The following is a 14461-nucleotide window of genomic DNA, read 5'->3' on the forward strand; positions in this document are numbered from 1 at the left end:
AATCGATGTCTACAGACCTCAAGTATCTCGCCTTCACCGCCATGCTAACCGCGTCGCTATGGATTCCCTACATCGTCTGCCAGGTCATGACGAATGGAAACCTGGCGCCTCAAAACTATGTCGATCCCGCACCCCGGCCGGTGCCGCTGTGGGGCAAGCGAGCCGACCGGGCTCACTTGAACGCGGTCGAGAGTTTCGCCCCGTTCGCGGCACTGGTGATCGTGGTTCATCTGGCCGGCAAGGCCGATGCGATGACCGCATTCTGGGCGATGGCCTTCTTCTGGCTCCGCCTCGCCCATGCCGTGGTCTACTGGTTTGGGCTTCCGTTCCTGCGGACGCTGATCTTTACGCTCGGCTACATCGCAGTGATCGGTATTTTCTGGGAATTGGTCAAGTAAGTCTTGAGCCCACCTGCGCTGGAAGCTTTCGGCGTCGGTTTGGGTTTCTTGACCCCGGAAAGTCGTATGCGCGTCACCCGGAAAGTTACTTGCGTTTGCCGCGCAGGGAGGGAACATTTGCGCCGAAATTCGAGGCGCGAAAAGCGCATAACGTCAAGCCTGGGGAGAGACGACCATGAATGATCTGAACCGCCGTGACTTGTTGGCTGGTGCAGCCGCTATCGGCGCCGCATCCGTCCTTTTGCCGATCACCTCACAGAAGGCGAGCGCTGCCGCGCCGGCCGCCACAGCGCAGGCTCCCGGTTTCTATCGCTACAAGGTCGGCACCATCGAATGCACCTCGATCAATGACGGCGCCCGCACGTTTCCGCTGCCGGACAACTGGGTGACCAATGTCAGCAAGGATGCGGCGATCGCCGCCGCCGAAGCCGCCTATATGCCGAAAGGCATGGTGACGGTGCCGTTCAATCCGCAGCTGATCAACACCGGCGGCAAGCTGGTCCTTCTCGATTGCGGCAACGGAATCTCGGCCTTTGATGCGACCAAAGGTCAAGCTGGCCGTCTGACACAAAACCTTGCCGCTGCGGGCGTCGATCCCAAGAGCATCGATATGGTCATCGTGTCTCACCTGCATCCGGATCACACCAACGGCATCCGCGCCGCTGACAATTCAATGGCGTTCCCGAATGCCGAGATCATGGTGCCGGCGAAGGATTGGGATTTCTGGATGAGCGAGGAAAACGCCGCCAAGGCGCAATCGAACCCGATGATGAAGAACTATTTCGCCAACGTGAAAAAGATCTACACCGGCATCGAAAAGAAGGTGACCAAATACGATTGGGACAAGGAAGTTGTGCCGGGTCTCACGTCGATCGGCACGCCCGGTCATACGCCGGGGCATACCTCCTTCGCCCTGGCTTCCGGCAACTCGAAAATCCTCATCTCGGTTGACGTCACCAACATCCCCGAGTTCTTCCTGCGCAACCCGGATTGGCACGTTGCCTATGACGCCGAACCGGAGCTCGCGCAGAAGACCCGGCACAAGTTCTATGACATGGCATCCGCGGAGAAGGCGACCGTGGTCGGCTTCCACTTCCCGTTCCCCGCTGTCGGCCATGTCGAGAAGGACGGCAACGGCTACCGGTTGATTCCGGTCGCCTTCAACCCGGTGCTCTGAGCGCGGGTATATTAGTTTGGAGGAACAGGCCGCCTGTAAGGGCGGCCTGTTGTCGTTCAGGAACGGTTTCTTGATCGAATTGACGGCTGAACCCATTTCATGCACTTACATCTTTTGCCGGCGCCGCTAGTGTCCCGATTCCGAAGTTCGCAGCAATTGCGGGGGCCACGTTTCGAACTTCGGAATCGAAAGGACACTAGCTAACTCATCGATCTAGCGTGGCTTTGGTTCAGAAGTCCGCATGACGAGTTCGCAGCAACAATGATGTAGACTTCTGAACCGCTCACCAGGTTAGCGTCGAAATTCGGTCCCGCGCGTGCATCGAGAGGAAATCATATGTCAAGTCCGCACCACATCGTCGTGATCGTCGGCAGCCTCCGCAAGGAGAGCTTCACTCTGAAGATCGCCAATGCGCTGGCCAAGCTGGCTCCGCCGACGCTCAAGCTTGACGTCGTCACGTTGCACGGCATTTCATTTTTCAATCAGGACCTGGAAGCGAACCCGCCGGCCGACTGGGTCGCCTTCCGGGAAAGGATTCAGAAGTCCGCCGGCGTCATCTTCATCACGCCGGAGTACAACCGTGCGATTTCCGGTGTGCTCAAGAACGCCATCGATGTCGCGTCGCGTCCCTATGGCAAAAGCTCATTCCTCGGCAAGCCGGTCGGCATCATCTCCAATTCGCCCGGGCCGCTGGGGGGCGTCAACGCGGCAAAGACTCTTCAGAACGTCCTGCCGGGTATTTCCGGTCCGATCATGGGGCAGCCGGAGACCTATCTGAACTTGGTTGGGGACGCCTTTGACGAAAAGGGCAATCTGACCAAGGAGTCCCTGCAAAAGGTGCTCCAGCAATATATCGACGCCTTTGCCGTCTTCGTCGAAAAGCAGAACAGTTAGAGCGGCTCTGAGGCACGTTTTGCTGGAGGGGCTGGGCCGGGTTTAGCATTCCCTTAACCTGGCGAGGGCATCTTTCCCTCATGGTTTCCCGCAGACGCCTCAAGTCATTTCTTACTGGCGTTGCCCTCTATACGATGGCGGCAGGCATGGTTGGCTATTTCGGTGTCAACGCCTATACCGGAAAGTACGGGCTGAACGCGCGGCAGGAGCTTGATCAGGAAATCATCGCGCTCACGTCCGAACTGGCGCGCCTGAAGAAAGAACGGAGCGAGGGCGAACAGCGCGTCTCGCTGCTGCGGTCCGATCGGCTGGACCCGGATATGCTCGACGAGCGCGCGCGCTACCAGCTCGAATATGCCAATCCGCATGACCTCATTCGGATGACCAATCCGAATTGATCGTCAAATTACAATTTCGCTTCAAATAGATTTCGAAAATGTCGCGCCGCATTGCAGTGCGGGATGATGACTTTTCGTGAAGTGATGCAAATCCTTTCATGGCGGTTTGAGTTAAGCTAGAGAAAGCAAATTCGCTCTCTCATTCGGAAACGCCATGGCCTCACCCAAAAAAAGCGCCGCCACCGACACCGCTCAAGAGCAGGGGGCGCCGCCGCCCTTCAGCAGGGAACAAGAGCTGAAGGCGCTACGTGACATGCTGCTGATCCGCCGGTTCGAGGAAAAGGCTGGCCAGCTTTACGGAATGGGTGCCATCGGCGGATTCTGCCATCTCTACATCGGTCAGGAAGCCGTCGTCGTCGGGATGCAGATGGCCCTGAAAAAGGGCGACCAGGTCATAACGGGATACCGCGATCATGGGCATATGCTCGCCTGTGGAATGGATGCCAAGGGCGTGATGGCCGAATTGACCGGACGCCGCGGCGGCTATTCCAAGGGCAAGGGCGGGTCGATGCACATGTTCAGCAAGGCCGAGAACTTCTACGGCGGCCATGGCATCGTCGGCGCGCAGGTCTCGCTCGGTACGGGCCTGGCTTTCGCCAACCGCTACCGCGGCAACGATTCTGTCAGCCTGGCCTATTTCGGTGACGGCGCCTCGAACCAGGGGCAGGTCTATGAGAGTTTCAACATGGCGGAGCTCTGGAAGCTGCCGGTGATCTACGTCATCGAGAACAATCGCTACGCCATGGGCACGTCCGTGACGCGTTCCTCGGCGCAGACCGATTTCTCCAAGCGCGGCGTCTCCTTCAACATCCCGGGCGAGCAGGTCGACGGGATGGACGTACGCGCCGTCAAGGCTGCCGCCGACAAGGCTGTCGCCTGGTGCCGCGCCGGCAAAGGGCCGTACATCCTGGAAATGCAAACCTATCGCTATCGCGGCCACTCGATGTCAGATCCAGCGAAGTACCGTACCCGTGAGGAGGTCGAAAAGGTCCGCCATGACCAGGACCCGATCGAACAGGTCCGCAATCGTTTGCTCGCCGCAAAAATGAGCGAAGACGAGTTGAAGAAAATCGATGCGGAGGTTCGCGAGGTCGTCAACGCGGCGGCGGATTTCGCCCAACACGACCCCGAACCGGAGGTGTCCGAGCTCTATACCGACGTCTATCGATAAGCGTTCGGGGCGCGGTTTAAAATTGCGGAGTTGATATGCCCATTCAAGTACTGATGCCTGCGCTCTCGCCGACGATGGAGAAAGGCAATCTCGCCAAGTGGCTGAAGAAGGAAGGCGAGACGATCAAGTCGGGCGATGTCATCGCGGAAATCGAGACGGACAAGGCCACGATGGAAGTCGAGGCGACCGATGAGGGTACGCTCGGCAAGATCCTGATTCCCGAAGGCACCGCCGACGTCGCCGTCAACACGCCGATCGCCACCATCCTGGCCGACGGCGAAAGCGCGGCCGATCTCGCCAAGGCGCCTGCGCCAGCGAAGCAGGAGAAGGCCGCTGAAGCAGCAGCTCCGGCAGCCGAGGCAAAATCGGAGCCGGCCCCGAAGAACGAACCCGCGCCTGCTGCGCCAAGCGCCGTTGCTCCTCCCGATCCGGAAATACCTGAAGGCACTGAAATGGTGACCATGACCATCCGCGACGCACTGCGCGATGCGATGGCCGAGGAAATGCGCCGGGATCCGGACGTGTTTCTGATGGGCGAGGAGGTCGCCGAGTATCAGGGCGCCTACAAAGTCAGCCAGGGGTTGCTGCAGGAATTCAGCGCTCGGCGCGTCATCGATACGCCGATCACCGAGCATGGCTTCGCCGGCATTGGCGTCGGCGCCGCGATGGCCGGTCTGAAGCCGATTGTCGAGTTCATGACCTTCAACTTCGCCATGCAGGCGATTGACCAGATCATCAATTCGGCGGCGAAGACGCTTTACATGTCGGGCGGTCAGATGGGTTGTTCGATTGTGTTCCGCGGCCCGAACGGTGCGGCCGCACGTGTCGCGGCGCAGCACAGCCAGGATTATTCGGCGTGGTACTCACAGATTCCGGGCTTGAAGGTGATCGCGCCGTTCTCGGCGGCCGACTACAAGGGTTTGCTGAAGGCCGCGATCCGCGATCCCAATCCGGTGATCTTCCTCGAGAACGAAATGCTCTACGGACATTCCGGTGAAGTGCCGAAGCTCGACGACTACGTGATCCCGATTGGCAAGGCGCGCGTGGTGCGAAGTGGCGGCCACGTCTCGATCATCTCCTGGTCCAACGGCATGTCTTACGCGCTGAAGGCCGCCGATGAACTCGCCAAGGAAGGCATCGAAGTCGACCTGATCGACCTCCGGACATTGAAGCCGCTCGATACCGACACCATCGTCGCATCCGTGAAGAAGACCGGGCGCGCCGTCACCGTCGAGGAAGGCTGGCAGCAAAACGGCGTCGGCGCCGAAATCGCGGCTCGGATCATGGAGTATGCCTTCGACTATCTGGATGCGCCGGTGGCGCGGGTGTCTGGCAAAGATGTTCCGATGCCGTACGCCGCCAATCTGGAAAAGCTCGCGCTGCCGTCCGTGGCCGAAGTGGTCGCGGCTGCCAAAGCTGTTTGTTATCGGTGACAGAGCGGGGCTAAAGCACATGCCAATCAATATTCTGATGCCCGCATTGTCGCCGACGATGGAGAAGGGCAACCTCGCCAAGTGGCTCAAGAAAGAGGGCGACAAGGTCAAGTCCGGCGATGTGATCGCGGAGATCGAGACCGACAAGGCGACCATGGAGGTCGAGGCGGTCGACGAAGGCACGATTGCCAAAATCCTTGTTCCCGAGGGCACCCAGGACGTCTCCGTCAACGATGTGATTGCCGTGCTCGCAGGCGACGGCGAGGATGTGGAAACCGCCGGCGCGTCAGCGGCCGCAAAACCGAGCGCTGGGCCCGCGTCTGTGAAGACGGAAGCCCCACCGGCGCCAAAGCCCGCGTCGCCTCCCCCTGCGGCTGCTCCCAAACCGGCTACGGCCGCTGCGCCTCAGGCGGCATCATCAGCGCCGCAGGCCGACGGCCATGCGCGCACTTTCTCATCGCCACTGGCGCGGCGCCTGGCCAAGGAAGCCGGCATTGACGTCGCCCGCGTCACCGGGACCGGGCCGCACGGCCGCGTCATCGCCCGCGACGTGGCGGAGGCCAAGTCCGGCAAGGGATTGAAGGCACCCCCCGCAGGGGCCCCGGGTGCCGCACCTGCGCTCTCACCCTCGATGTCGGACAAGCAGATACTCGCGCTGTTCGAACCGGGCAGCTACGAGATCGTGCCGCATGACGGCATGCGCCGCACGATTGCGCAGCGACTCACGGCTTCGGTGCAAACCGTCCCGCATTTCTATCTCACGATCGACTGCGATATCGGCAAGCTGCTTGCCGCGCGTGAGGAGATCAACGCCGCGGCACCCAAGGACAAGGAGAAGAAGCCGCTCTACAAGCTCTCGGTCAACGACTTCGTCATCAAGGCGATGGCGGTCGCGCTGCAGCGCAAACCGGATTGCAACGTGAGCTGGACCGAAGGCGGCATGGTCAAGCACAAGCACTCCGACATCGGGGTTGCGGTCGCGATGCCGGGCGGCTTGATCACGCCGATCATCCGCAAGGCCGAAACCAAGTCGTTGTCGACGATCTCGGGCGAGATGAAGGATTTCGCAGCGCGTGCCCGCGCCCGCAAGCTCAAGCCCGAGGAGTATCAGGGCGGCACCACGGCCGTGTCCAATCTCGGCATGTACGGCATCAATCACTTCACGGCGGTGATCAATCCGCCGCACGCGACGATTTTGGCGGTCGGCACCAGCGAGGAACGTCCGGTGGTGCGTAACGGCAAGATCGAAATCGCCCAGATCATGAGCGTGACCCTGTCGTGCGATCATCGGGCCATTGACGGCGCGCTCGGCGCCGAACTGATCGGCGCGTTCAAGCTATTGATCGAAAATCCCGTGATGATGATGGTTTGAGAAGACAACGATTCTTTCTTCTCTCTCCCCTTGTGGGAGAGGGAAGGAAATAAAGAGCGAGTAATCATGGCCGATACATCCTTCGACGTCATCATCATCGGCTCCGGCCCCGGCGGCTACGTCACGGCTATCAGAGCCGCCCAGCTCGGCTTCAAAACCGCGATCGTCGAGAAATCTTACCTGGGCGGCATCTGTCTGAACTGGGGCTGCATCCCGACCAAGGCGCTGCTCCGCTCAGCCGAAATCTACCACTACATGCAGCATGCCAAGGAATACGGCCTGTCTGCCGAGAAAGTCGCCTACGATCCGACGGCGGTGGTGCAGCGTTCGCGCGGCGTTTCAAAACGCCTGAGCGATGGCGTTGGCTTCCTGATGAAGAAGAACAAGGTGACTATTATCTGGGGCGAGGCGTCGATCGATGCCCCCGGCAAGATCACCGTGAAGAAGTCCGCGGCCGAAGGCCCGAAGGGCGCGCTCGGTGAGGGCACCTATCAGGCCAAGCATATCATCATCGCGACCGGTGCGCGGCCGCGCGTATTGCCGGGACTGGAGCCCGACAAGAACCTGATCTGGACCTATTTCGAGGCGATGGTGCCGGAGAAAATGCCGAAGTCGCTGCTGGTCGTCGGCTCCGGCGCGATCGGGATCGAGTTCGCTTCGTTCTTCCACACCATGGGCTCCAAAGTGACGGTGGTAGAAGTGCTGCCCCAAATTCTTCCCGTCGAGGACGCGGAGATCGCGGGCCTTGCACGCAAGCGGTTCGAAAAGCAGGGCATCAAGATTCTGACGACCACCAAGGTGACGAAGCTCGAAAAGAAAAGCGACAGTGTTGTTGCCACCATCGACGACGGCAAGAATCCGCAAGCGATCGAATTTGACCGCGTGATCTCGGCGGTCGGTGTTGTCGGCAATATCGAGAATCTCGGACTTGAGAAGCTCGGCGTCAAAACCGATCGCGGCTGCGTCGTGATCGATGGCTACGGCAAAACCAATGTGCCCGGCATCTATGCCATCGGCGATGTCGCGGGGCCGCCGATGCTGGCCCACAAGGCGGAGCATGAGGGCGTCATCTGCGTCGAGACCATCAAGGGGCTGCACACCCACGCCATGGACAAGAACCTGATTCCGGGCTGCACCTATTGCCAGCCGCAGGTGGCGTCCGTTGGTCTCACGGAGGCGCGGGCGAAGGAGGGCGGACGTGAAATTCGTGTCGGCCGCTTTCCTTTTGTCGGCAATGGCAAGGCGATCGCACTCGGCGAGGATCAAGGTCTCGTCAAGGTGATCTTTGACAAGAAGACCGGACAATTGCTCGGCGCCCACATGATCGGCGCGGAAGTGACGGAGTTGATCCAGGGCTATGTGGTCGCAATGAACCTAGAGACCACGGAAGAAGAGTTGATGCACACCGTCTTCCCGCACCCGACGTTGTCGGAGATGATGAAGGAAGCGGTGCTGGATGCCTACGGCCGCGTGCTGAATATTTAGCCGAAGTTAGAGCCGGAGCGATCCCGATCCAGCGACGGCTGTTCGGGAGTGTCGGCCATTGATTCACCCTCATTGCAGCGCGAAGGCCGAGACCGCGCGGCTTGGCTTCCAATGATACCTAAAAGGGTGACTTTAGCGCAACGAATGTGTCGTGGTGGCAACACTTCGCGAAGATTTAACCCTCATCCCGGCTCGTGCGTGCCTACGCCGCTTTTTAGCCACACCCCTCCATGAGATCATAATGCTTGAGATTTTGAGGCCTCGGTAGTCGCCGCGGCGATGGCAATGGTCCATCGGCCGACCTGAAGCGAGAGGGCCGGGGAAACAGGTTCGCGATGGACGCCAAAACCAACATCAAGAAAAGGTTGCCGAGCCGTCACGTGACCGAGGGGCCGGAGCGGGCGCCGCATCGCTCCTACCTTTACGCCATGGGATTGACGACCGAGCAGATCCACCAGCCGTTTGTCGGCGTGGCTTCGTGCTGGAATGAGGCCGCGCCCTGCAATATCTCACTGATGCGTCAGGCCCAGGCTGTCAAAAAGGGCGTCGCTTCGGCGGGCGGCACGCCCCGCGAATTCTGCACCATCACCGTGACCGACGGCATCGCCATGGGCCACGACGGAATGCGCTCGTCATTGCCGTCACGCGAATGCATCGCCGATTCCGTCGAACTGACGATACGCGGCCACGCTTATGATGGGCTGGTAGGTCTGGCCGGCTGCGACAAGTCGCTCCCGGGAATGATGATGGCGATGGTGCGGCTGAACGTGCCGTCGATCTTCATCTATGGCGGCTCGATCTTGCCTGGCAATTTCCGTGGCCAACAGGTCACAGTGCAGGACATGTTCGAGGCGGTCGGCAAGCACTCGGTCGGCGAGATGTCGGACGCCGATCTCGATGAAATCGAGCGGGTTGCCTGTCCTTCGGCCGGGGCGTGCGGCGCGCAATTCACCGCCAACACCATGGCAACGGTATCAGAGGCCATTGGGCTCGCATTGCCGTATTCGGCCGGCGCGCCCGCGCCTTATGAAATTCGCGACGCTTTCTGCATGACGGCTGGCGAAAAGATCATGGACCTGATCGCCCGGAACCTTCGGCCGCGCGACATTGTCACGCGGAAGTCGCTGGAGAACGCCGCCGCGGTCGTTGCCGCTTCCGGTGGCTCAACCAATGCGGCGCTGCATTTGCCGGCGATCGCGAACGAATGCGGCATCAAATTCGATCTGTTCGATGTCGCCGAAATCTTCAAGAAGACGCCTTATGTCGCGGATTTGAAGCCAGGTGGCCGTTATGTCGCCAAAGATATGTTTGAGGCTGGTGGCATACCGCTGTTGATGAAGACATTGCTCGATAATGGTCACTTGCACGGCGACTGCATCACGGTCACCGGGCGGACGATTGCCGAAAACCTCAAGAGCGTGAAGTGGAACCCGCATCAGGACGTGGTGCGGCCCGCCGACAAGCCGATCACCGTCACCGGCGGAGTGGTCGGTTTGAAGGGGAACCTTGCGCCCGAGGGAGCGATCGTGAAGGTCGCCGGCATGTCGAACCTGAAGTTCTCCGGCCCTGCCCGTTGCTTCGATCGGGAAGAGGATGCCTTCGAGGCGGTACAGAAGAAGACCTACAAGGAAGGCGAGGTCATCGTCATCCGTTACGAGGGGCCGCGCGGCGGTCCCGGAATGCGCGAAATGCTTTCGACGACCGCAGCGCTGACGGGGCAGGGGATGGGCGGCAAGATCGCCCTGATCACCGACGGCCGGTTTTCAGGCGCGACACGGGGCTTTTGTATCGGCCATGTCGGCCCGGAGGCTGCGGTTGGCGGTCCCATCGCGCTGTTGCGGGACGGCGACATGATCCAGATCGACGCGGTTGTCGGGACTCTTAACGTAAAATTGACCGACGCCGAGCTCGCCCAGCGCAAGACCGAATGGAGGCCTCGCGCGACTAACCATACGTCGGGTGCATTGTGGAAGTACGCCCAGCAGGTGGGACCGGCAGTGTCAGGCGCCGTTACCCATCCGGGCGGAGCGCACGAGAAGTTGTGTTATGCGGACATCTGAGCGCATCATTTTTGCTTTGATTTTGGCTGCCGCGCCTGTGGCCACTCCCGGATTCGCCTTTGACGGCGCGCCGGTGAATCAGGATTCGACGCTTCCCGGTGTTTCGGCCCAGCCGAGTTCACCCGGTGCCCTGAAGAAAGCGGTTCCATCGACACTGGACACGTCGTCCTTTACCTCGCTGCAATATGCGGCCGAAAGCGGCCATCCGATCGCGCAATTCAAGTTGGGCCGGATGTATGCCGATGGCGACGGTGTCGCGCAGGACGACCTGCGGGCGTTCGAATATTTCAGCCGCATCGCCAATGCCCATGCGGAGGACAGCCCCTCGGCGCCGCAGGCCACGATTGTCGCCAACGCCTTTGTGGCGCTCGGGCGGTATTATCTCAGCGGCATTCCGAATTCGAAGATCACGGCCGATCCGGATCGCGCGCGAGAGATGTTCTCCTATGCGGCGTCCTATTTCGGCAATGCCGACGCCCAATACGATCTCGCCCGGCTCTATCTGAAGAGCGCGGGTTCTTCCCGCGACGATTTCCGCTACGGCGCACGCTGGCTTGGGCTCGCCGCCCAGAAGGGCCAGCATCAGGCTCAGGCTCTGCTCGGTCAGATGCTGTTCAACGGCGATCAGTTGCCGCGGCAGGCGGCGCGCGGATTGATGTGGCTGACGCTGGCGCGTGAAGGCGCAACGCCGGACGAAGCCTGGATCAAGGACAGCTACAACAAGGCCATGGCAAAAGCCTCAGAAGACGATCGTGCGATGGCGTTCCAGATGCTCGAGCACTGGATTCAGGGCCGCAAGGACTAAAACCTTCGGCGCGTGAAGAGAGGGGCAGGGCCTCTCTACGCCGCTTCCAGGTCGAGATCGATCCAGACCGGCACGTGATCCGACGGCTTTTCCCAAGCGCGCACGTAACTGTCGACGCCGACATCGACCAGCCGGTCGCTGGCCTGCGGCGACAGCAACAGATGGTCGATGCGCAGGCCCTGGTTTTTCTGCCAGGCGCCCGCTTGATAGTCCCAGAAGGTGTATTGGCCGGGTGCGTCGGTGACGGCGCGTAGCGCATCTGTCAGCCCAAGACCGAGCAAGGATTGAAAACTCTCGCGCGTTGCCGGGCGAAACAGAGCGTCGCCGACCCAAGCGGACGGATTGTGCACGTCTTCCGCCTTCGGGATCACGTTGAAGTCGCCGGCCAAAACAAGCGGCTCTTCTGCTTTAAGACGCTGCCGTGAATACTCAAGAAGCCGCGACATCCATTTGAGTTTGTAGGGGTATTTATCCGTATCGGGTGGATTGCCGTTGGGTAAATAAAGGCAGGCTATCCGCAGCACGCCGCTTTTGAGCGTCACGACGCCTTCGATGAACCGTGCATGGGAATCTTCATCGTCGCCGGCAAGCCCCGACTTCGTCTCGTCGAACGGAAGCTTGGATAACAGCGCAACGCCGTTGAAGGTCTTCTGGCCATGCGTGACGACGTTGTAGCCGAGGCTCTCGATCTCAAGCCGCGGAAACGCGTCGTCGGTGCATTTGATTTCCTGAAGGCAGACGATGTCGGGCGAACATTCCTTCAGCCAGCTCATCAAATTTTCGATTCGTTGTCGAACCGAGTTGACGTTCCAGGTCGCAATGCGCATCGGGGTGAATTCGCGTTAGATCGAGAAGCTGGTGCCGCAGCCGCAGGAGGCGGTCGCATTCGGATTGACCACGCGGAACGAAGCGCCGATGAGGTCATCGACGAAATCAACTTCGGAGCCCGCCAGGAACGGTACCGAGGCGGGATCGACCAGCACCACGGCGCTATCACGGGCGATCACCAAATCGTCTTCAGCGCGCGAACGCTCGACGTCGAATTTATACTGGAAGCCAGAGCAGCCGCCGCCTTCGACGCTGATCCGCAGCATGGCGCCATCGCCCTCGCTTTTGAGAATCTCTCCAATGCGGCGGGCGGCCCGCTCGCTGATGGTGACGGCTGTTGTCATTTTCAAAAACCCCGATCGGTATTTATCTCGTAACCGGCCTATCATAGTTAAGTACGGCGAGCATCGGAATCAAACCCGTTTGCCGGTTAAGAGATAGGATATCCCGTGTCAGTTGGAATGGCTGCCCCTCGCTCGGTCTATGCCTGCGATCCCGATCGCAGCCGCGGACGCCAGTTCGTGGAGCCGCCGAGCCGGACCCGCAGCCCGTTCCGGCGCGACTGTGACCGGGTGATCCATTCCACGGCGTTCCGGCGCTTGAAGCACAAAACCCAGGTCTTTGTGTTCCACGAAGGCGATCACTACCGTACCCGCCTGACCCACACCCTGGAAGTTGCCCAGATCGCCCGCGCGCTCGCCCGCCAGCTTGGGCTCGATGAGGATTTGACCGAGACGCTGGCGCTGGCCCACGACCTCGGCCATCCGCCGTTTGGTCATGCCGGCGAGCGCGCGCTCGATGTGTGCCTGCACGCCCATGGCGGCTTCGATCACAATGCGCAGACCTTGCGGGTGGTGACCTCGCTCGAGCATCGCTATCCCGAATTCAACGGGCTCAACCTGAGTTGGGAATCGCTGGAAGGCATCGTCAAGCACAACGGCCCGCTGATGTTGCGCGATGGCAGTCCCGTCGGGCGCTATCGCGAGCACGGCGTCCCGGTGGGCATCGCTGAATTTGTCAGGGCCTATGAACTCGAATTGTGGAATTTTGCCTCGCTCGAAGCACAGGTTGCCGCGATAGCCGACGACATCGCCTACGACGCGCATGACATTGACGACGGCTTGCGTGCGGAGCTGTTCCGCATCGACGATCTCAAGGAAATTCCGTTGATGGCCGGCATCATCGCGGAAATCGATGCCCAGTATCCCGGTCTCGACGAAAGCCGGCGCGGCGCCGAACTGGTGCGCGAACTGATTTCCCATTTCATCGGCGCGGTCTTTTCGGAAGCGCATCGCCGCCTCGAACTGATAAAGCCGGCCTCGGCCGATGACGTCCGCAACCAAAGCGAGGCATTGATTGCCTTTCCGGGCGAGACAGCGGCAGCGGAAGCAGCGATCAAGGCATTCCTGAAGGTCAGAATGTACCGGCACGCGCGCGTGATGCGGGTGATGCGGGATGCCGAACAGCTCGTGTTCGATCTTTTCGCGCGGTATCAGAACGATTCTGCTGCCATGCCCGCCGAATGGCTGCCTCCCGAAAGCCAGCTTGAGCCGGACGCCGTGCGGGCACGGCGGATCGGCAACTTCATCGCCGGCATGACCGACCGTTTTGCGTTGACCGAACATCAGCGGCTTTTTGACTCGACCCCGGATTTACGTTAGGCGGCGGCCATGGCCGACATAGCTACGACACAGCATCTCTTTGCCCACGTGCTTACGCGCGTGCACGCCGTCTGCGCCGCGGAACTCGGCGCGGGCGCGGACCTGTCGCGCGTAGTGATCGAGCCGCCTAAGGACCCGACCCATGGCGACATGGCGAGCAACGCCGCCATGGTGCTCGCCAAGGAGGCGAAGGCCAAACCCCGTGATTTGGCCGAAAGGATCGCGGCGCGACTGCGCAGCGAGGATCTGATTGCCTCGGTCGATATCGCCGGTCCCGGCTTCATCAATCTCACTTTGAAGGCGACGGCCTGGACCGACACGCTGCGGTCAGTGCTGCGCGAGGCCAACGCTTTCGGGCAAAGCGCGATCGGGGCGGGCGAGAAGGTCAACGTCGAATATGTCTCGGCCAATCCGACCGGCCCGATGCATGTCGGACACTGCCGGGGCGCTGTCTTTGGCGATGCGCTTGCAAGCCTGCTCCAGCTCGCGGGCTTTGCTGTTGTCAGGGAATATTACATCAACGATGCGGGCGCCCAGGTTGACGTGCTCGCGCGCTCGGCCTTCCTGCGCTACCGCGAGGCACTTGGCGAAAACATCGGCGAAATCCCCGAAGGGCTTTATCCCGGCGATTATCTGAAGCCGGTTGGGGAGGCGCTGGCAGCCGAACACGGCAAGGCGCTGCTCGCCATGCCGGAGTTCGAGTGGCTGCCCGTGGCGCGTGCGAAAGCCATCGCCATGATGATGGAGATGATCAAGGGCGATCTCGCCGCGCTCAACAT

Annotated in this window: 14 protein-coding genes; 12 read left to right on the forward strand and 2 right to left on the reverse strand. The window is 60.7% G+C overall.

All coding sequences use genetic code 11. From position 1 onward, the window contains the following. The first annotated feature begins 5 nt into the window (after positions 1 to 5). From WB528_RS13450 to WB528_RS13495, 10 genes are all read left to right on the forward strand, one after another. Entirely contained in the window at positions 6 to 398 is a 393-nt protein-coding gene (locus WB528_RS13450) for an MAPEG family protein (protein ID WP_423888901.1), read from the forward strand. 175 nt (positions 399 to 573) lie between these two features. Then, positions 574 to 1575, forward strand: coding sequence for an MBL fold metallo-hydrolase (locus WB528_RS13455; protein WP_423888902.1), 1002 nt, complete (start codon positions 574 to 576; stop codon positions 1573 to 1575). Between the two features lie 336 nt (positions 1576 to 1911). Next, positions 1912 to 2469 (forward strand): NADPH-dependent FMN reductase, encoded by a 558-nt coding sequence (locus WB528_RS13460; protein WP_423888903.1) that lies wholly within the window; start codon positions 1912 to 1914, stop codon positions 2467 to 2469. Between the two features lie 80 nt (positions 2470 to 2549). Continuing rightward, complete coding sequence (locus tag WB528_RS13465) at positions 2550 to 2867, forward strand: FtsB family cell division protein (RefSeq protein WP_423888905.1); 318 nt, start codon at positions 2550 to 2552, stop codon at positions 2865 to 2867. 154 nt (positions 2868 to 3021) lie between these two features. Next, the gene (gene pdhA, locus WB528_RS13470) at positions 3022 to 4038 is read left to right on the forward strand and encodes a pyruvate dehydrogenase (acetyl-transferring) E1 component subunit alpha (protein ID WP_423888906.1); all 1017 of its coding nucleotides are present in this window, start codon (positions 3022 to 3024) and stop codon (positions 4036 to 4038) included. Positions 4039 to 4073: 35 nt separating this feature from the next. After that, the gene (locus WB528_RS13475) at positions 4074 to 5471 is read left to right on the forward strand and encodes a pyruvate dehydrogenase complex E1 component subunit beta (protein ID WP_423888907.1); all 1398 of its coding nucleotides are present in this window, start codon (positions 4074 to 4076) and stop codon (positions 5469 to 5471) included. A gap of 19 nt (positions 5472 to 5490) precedes the next feature. Beyond that, positions 5491 to 6843 carry a pyruvate dehydrogenase complex dihydrolipoamide acetyltransferase gene (locus WB528_RS13480; protein WP_423888908.1) on the forward strand — a complete coding sequence of 451 codons (1353 nt, stop codon included), beginning with the start codon at positions 5491 to 5493 and terminating at the stop codon, positions 6841 to 6843. Between the two features lie 66 nt (positions 6844 to 6909). Then, the gene (gene lpdA, locus WB528_RS13485; RefSeq protein WP_423888909.1) at positions 6910 to 8328 is read left to right on the forward strand and encodes a dihydrolipoyl dehydrogenase; all 1419 of its coding nucleotides are present in this window, start codon (positions 6910 to 6912) and stop codon (positions 8326 to 8328) included. A gap of 335 nt (positions 8329 to 8663) precedes the next feature. Then, positions 8664 to 10388 carry a dihydroxy-acid dehydratase gene (gene ilvD, locus WB528_RS13490; protein ID WP_423888910.1) on the forward strand — a complete coding sequence of 575 codons (1725 nt, stop codon included), beginning with the start codon at positions 8664 to 8666 and terminating at the stop codon, positions 10386 to 10388. Then, entirely contained in the window at positions 10375 to 11193 is an 819-nt protein-coding gene (locus WB528_RS13495; protein WP_423888911.1) for a tetratricopeptide repeat protein, read from the forward strand. Before ilvD ends, WB528_RS13495 begins: the two co-directional genes overlap by 14 nt. Before the next feature lie 35 nt (positions 11194 to 11228). Here the strand turns inward: WB528_RS13495 and xth are convergent, their stop codons facing one another. Next, positions 11229 to 12020 carry an exodeoxyribonuclease III gene (xth, locus tag WB528_RS13500; protein ID WP_423888912.1) on the reverse strand — a complete coding sequence of 264 codons (792 nt, stop codon included), beginning with the start codon at positions 12018 to 12020 and terminating at the stop codon, positions 11229 to 11231. A 15-nt stretch (positions 12021 to 12035) separates the two neighbouring features. Beyond that, entirely contained in the window at positions 12036 to 12365 is a 330-nt protein-coding gene (gene erpA / locus WB528_RS13505; RefSeq protein WP_423888913.1) for an iron-sulfur cluster insertion protein ErpA, read from the reverse strand. 105 nt (positions 12366 to 12470) lie between these two features. Between erpA and WB528_RS13510 the strand changes: the two genes are divergently transcribed. Together WB528_RS13510 and argS are read left to right on the forward strand one after the other, a co-directional pair. After that, positions 12471 to 13682: a deoxyguanosinetriphosphate triphosphohydrolase gene (locus WB528_RS13510; RefSeq protein WP_423888914.1), complete on the forward strand. Its 1212-nt coding sequence runs from the start codon at positions 12471 to 12473 to the stop codon at positions 13680 to 13682. Positions 13683 to 13691: 9 nt separating this feature from the next. Further along, positions 13692 to 14461 (forward strand): arginine--tRNA ligase (gene argS, locus WB528_RS13515; RefSeq protein ID WP_423888915.1); only part of this gene is annotated, 770 nt, incomplete at its 3' end.

This window comes from Bradyrhizobium sp. (assembly GCF_049586575.1).
In the GTDB taxonomy this organism is placed as follows: Bacteria; Pseudomonadota; Alphaproteobacteria; order Rhizobiales; family Xanthobacteraceae; genus Bradyrhizobium.

What these genes read in the sequence shown, in the direction of transcription:
- pdhA (WP_423888906.1), top strand. Translation starts at nt 3,022, where the DNA reads ATGGCCTCACCCAAAAAAAGCGCCGCCACCGACACCGCTCAAGAGCAG.
- WB528_RS13495 (WP_423888911.1), top strand. Translation starts at nt 10,375, where the DNA reads ATGCGGACATCTGAGCGCATCATTTTTGCTTTGATTTTGGCTGCCGCG.
- ilvD (WP_423888910.1), top strand. Translation starts at nt 8,664, where the DNA reads ATGGACGCCAAAACCAACATCAAGAAAAGGTTGCCGAGCCGTCACGTG.
- WB528_RS13465 (WP_423888905.1), top strand. Translation starts at nt 2,550, where the DNA reads ATGGTTTCCCGCAGACGCCTCAAGTCATTTCTTACTGGCGTTGCCCTC.
- WB528_RS13450 (WP_423888901.1), top strand. Translation starts at nt 6, where the DNA reads ATGTCTACAGACCTCAAGTATCTCGCCTTCACCGCCATGCTAACCGCG.
- xth (WP_423888912.1), bottom strand. Translation starts at nt 12,020, where the DNA reads ATGCGCATTGCGACCTGGAACGTCAACTCGGTTCGACAACGAATCGAA.
- WB528_RS13460 (WP_423888903.1), top strand. Translation starts at nt 1,912, where the DNA reads ATGTCAAGTCCGCACCACATCGTCGTGATCGTCGGCAGCCTCCGCAAG.
- WB528_RS13455 (WP_423888902.1), top strand. Translation starts at nt 574, where the DNA reads ATGAATGATCTGAACCGCCGTGACTTGTTGGCTGGTGCAGCCGCTATC.
- erpA (WP_423888913.1), bottom strand. Translation starts at nt 12,365, where the DNA reads ATGACAACAGCCGTCACCATCAGCGAGCGGGCCGCCCGCCGCATTGGA.
- lpdA (WP_423888909.1), top strand. Translation starts at nt 6,910, where the DNA reads ATGGCCGATACATCCTTCGACGTCATCATCATCGGCTCCGGCCCCGGC.
- WB528_RS13475 (WP_423888907.1), top strand. Translation starts at nt 4,074, where the DNA reads ATGCCCATTCAAGTACTGATGCCTGCGCTCTCGCCGACGATGGAGAAA.
- WB528_RS13480 (WP_423888908.1), top strand. Translation starts at nt 5,491, where the DNA reads ATGCCAATCAATATTCTGATGCCCGCATTGTCGCCGACGATGGAGAAG.